3 protein-coding genes are annotated in these 3,261 nt (G+C 73.0%); 1 reads left to right on the top strand and 2 read right to left on the bottom strand.

The window, feature by feature from the left end; genetic code table 11:
- Window positions 1–1,358, bottom strand: a 1,358-nt coding sequence (locus K8V84_RS15925; protein WP_304075669.1) for a sigma-70 family RNA polymerase sigma factor, incomplete at its 3' end; no start/stop codon positions are given.
- 221 nt (window positions 1,359–1,579) lie between these two features.
- Between K8V84_RS15925 and K8V84_RS15920 the strand changes: the two genes are divergently transcribed.
- On the top strand, window positions 1,580–2,341 hold the full coding sequence (locus K8V84_RS15920; RefSeq protein ID WP_304075667.1) for a hypothetical protein: 762 nt from the start codon (window positions 1,580–1,582) through the stop codon (window positions 2,339–2,341).
- A 277-nt stretch (window positions 2,342–2,618) separates the two neighbouring features.
- On the opposite strand, the gene K8V84_RS15915 is transcribed toward K8V84_RS15920, so the two are convergent.
- Window positions 2,619–3,044 carry a hypothetical protein gene (locus tag K8V84_RS15915; protein ID WP_304075665.1) on the bottom strand — a complete coding sequence of 142 codons (426 nt, stop codon included), beginning with the start codon at window positions 3,042–3,044 and terminating at the stop codon, window positions 2,619–2,621.
- Between the last annotated feature and the right edge of the window lie 217 nt (window positions 3,045–3,261).

Here is a 3,261-nt window from a genome sequence, read left to right as displayed (position 1 = left end):
CCCGAGGAGACCATCTCCACGCCGGGGGGCAGGGTGATCTCGGCGACCACGTCCTCGGTGGTGTCGGCACCGGTGTTGAGCACGTCGAGGACCATGATCCCTTCCCCACCCGGCACGAGGGAGCCGACGGGGTCGATGCCCACGGCGAACTCCGGCCGCTCCTCGGGTTCCTCCGGCTCCTCCGGCGCCCCGGGCTCTTCGGGTTCCGGCTCCGGTTCGGGGTTGGTTTCCGGCGCCTCCGGAGCAGGGGTCGTGTCGGGCGTCTCGGCCGCGGGCACGTCCGCCGGGGGCGCGGGCACGGGGACGGGCTCCTCCGGTGCGGGCGGGTCGTCCTGACCGTCCGGGTCGTCCGGGTCCGCGGCCGGGGGCGGCGGGTCCTCCGCCGGGGCGTCGATCGGTGGAGCCGCCGCCGTCGAGGGGTCCTCCTCGATCGGTGCGTCCGCGCCCACCATCGCCAGGGCGACGGACACCGCCACGCAGGCCGCCGCGGTGGCACCCGCCGTGGCCTGCTGCTGACGCTTGGACATCCGGTTCCACCAGGCACCCGTGGCGGCCGCGCCGGGAACGGACGCCAGGTAACCGGTGGCACCGAAGCCGACCACCAGGGGAAGCACGATCCCGCGCAGCCCGACGTTGACGTCCATCAGCTCCGCGTACACCTCGCGGCAGTCGGCGCAGTCGTCCAGGTGCCGGTCCACCTTGCCGGTGTCCCGCTTGGCCAGGCCGCCGCGCACATAGGCGCCCAGGAGACCGATCGTGGGACGGCACGCCTCCGCGGTCCCACCACCCGCCAGGTGCATCTGCAGGTAGGCCTGGCGCAGCCCTTCCCTGGCGCGGTAGGCCAGGGCGGCCACCCCGTTGGGGTTCATCCCGAGGATGGTCGCCGCCTCCGCGGGCTTGACCCCCTCGATCTCGGTGTGCCACAGGACCGACTGCCAGCGTTCGGGAAGGGAGAGGAAGGCCCGGGCGATCAGGGATCGTTCCAGCCCTTCGAGGGCGGGGTCGACGAACGGCTCGCCCGAGTCGTAGCTCTCCATGTCGTCGGTGACGACCTGGCGTTTCTCGCCCCGCCCCCGGTCGTAGGCGGCGTTGCGGACCGCCGTGAGCAGGTAGGGGCGGAAGGCGTCGCTGGGACCGCCCCCGCGTTGGAGGACGCTGAGCACCTTGGTGAACGCCTCGGCCACGGCGTCCTCCACCTCGGCCTCACCGCGCAGAAGCTGGCGGGCCAGTCCACGCGCGGCGACCGCGTGGCGTTCGTACAGGGCCCCGAAGGCGGCGTTGTCGCCACCCTTGACCTGCTCGATGATCTCAGCGTCACCGAGCAATGCCCCTGTGTACTCCCCTTCGGCGTCGGTCACCCCGCGCCCTTTCACTCGTAGTCCAGCCCCGCCGCTGACCGGAACCAGACGTGGGGGCGTGGGTTCGGCGTCCGAAAACACGTTCTCGAAAAATATCCCCTATCCGCGTCATGAACGCCACCGATCTCCGTGATTAGGGGTGAGGCGGACGGAGGGAGCCCACCGCGGGGGCGCGGGCTCACCTCCGTCCACCTGGGAAAACGACGACCAGGAGCTGAACCATGGGCGAGATCGAAGTAGGAGCCGGTGCGGGGGGCCGAAGCGTTCACCGTGCTCGGGAACTACGTACGCCGTGGAGGCACCGCTCAAGGGCAGCGGGTTGGTCCCGGTCCGAGGACTGGTGGACACCGGCCGTGGACGTCCTCTGCGAGGCCTACGCGCACGGTGGCGAACTCACCGAGCCCTGCGCGCGGCTCGGCGAGGCCCGCGCGCGTGTGGGTGTGGGGATCGGGCGTGCCCTGACGGACCTGGACGCGTTCACCCGCTCGATCGGACTGGACCGCCCGCCGTTCCCCATGGTCCGAGCCCTGGCCGAGGGCTGGGAGCGAGGCGGCCGCGACCGTGACCACTGCCAGGATCCGCTGACCGGCCTGGCCGATCGCGACTACCTGCGCACCAGGATGGGCGAACTCTACCGAGGCATCGACGACGGGGTGCCCGCCGCCTTCGATCACCGTCTGGTGGTCGTGGCGCTGGACCCCTCACTCGATCCCTGGCGGCGAACGGCGAGGCTCATCGTGCTCGGCCACGAACTGCGCCGCTTCTTCACCCGCGGGGAGTCGTTGTGCCTGGTGAACCGCTCACGGATCGCGGTGTTGACCCAGGACGGACCGAACCTCGCGGGGGAACTGGACCTCCTGCGAGAGCAGACCGGGTGGGAGCACGGGGCGGCCGTGTGGTCGGTCCCGTTGCCCGGTTCCCACGCTGAGGCCTTGTCCATGCTCGACGCCTTGGACGGCGGAGGCGATCGATCCGACCGATGACCCACTGACGCCGTTCCGGTGGGCGTGGCCCTCCTTGAGGGGGGAGGAGCCCCCGCCGGACGGCAACGCCGACCGCCGCGCGACGCCGAGGGGACGCGCGCAGAGCGGTCGGCCCCGCCCGACGAGCACCCCCGGGCTCTCTGGCCCCGAGAGAGGGCGGCCCAAGGGACTGTCGGGCGGGAGGGCGCGTTCGCGAACGCGCCGGGGCGCGCTCACACAGGGGAGGTGGGCGCGCCCCTCTCATCTGTGCAGGGGCGGCACCGTCCCCTTCGGTCCGTCACCCGACCTTGATCCGCCCGAAGCTCACCCGGAACAGCGCCCTGCCGAACAGGGAGGCCGGGACCGCCCGCACGTTCACGATGCGTTCCTCGAAACCCCCCGGCATCGGCGGGGTGCGGTCCACGATGTCGGCCCACGCCTCCATGCCCTTGGCGGAGGGCACCGGATCGAAGGTGCTCGACGCGAACGACTCCGAGTCGACACCCGACGATTCGGCCTCGTCCTTCGGTCGGGGCCGCTGTTCGGACCGTTCCGAGGCCATCGGCCGTGCGGGGGCCTCCGGCCAGAGCGGTTCCTCGGGAAGGAGGGTTCCCTCGGCCCGGACCGGCTCCGAGGCCGACTCGGTGGCCGGCTCGCGGACGGGGGCGGGGGCCTCCTGCCCGACCGTGGCCGGTTCCGGGGCGGGTGCGACCGCGGGGGGCACCGGCCCCCGCGGTGGGGTGTTCCGGGGCGCGCCGGGTGGGGACGTCTGCTCGGGTCGAGGCCCGTGCCACGGGTACGGGTTCGGTGGCGGGGTGCGGCCGGGCCCGTTCGGCGGCGCCACCCGATGTGGCGGTCGCGGCCGAGGAGCCGGCGTTTCCCGAGGGCTCTCCGGCGCGGGTGGGGCGGGCATACCCGACGTCCCCGAGAGGAAGGCCTCG

Source organism: Nocardiopsis listeri, assembly GCF_020741345.1.
Classification (GTDB): Bacteria; Actinomycetota; Actinomycetes; order Streptosporangiales; family Streptosporangiaceae; genus Nocardiopsis; species Nocardiopsis listeri_A.
The sequence above is the reverse complement of the archived record's forward strand: the minus strand, read 5'-3'. Positions and strand labels throughout refer to the sequence as shown.

Bases quoted from the DNA above. Each gene is read 5' to 3' on its own strand.
- K8V84_RS15920 (WP_304075667.1), top strand. From the start codon at position 1,580: ATGGGCGAGATCGAAGTAGGAGCCGGTGCGGGGGGCCGAAGCGTTCAC.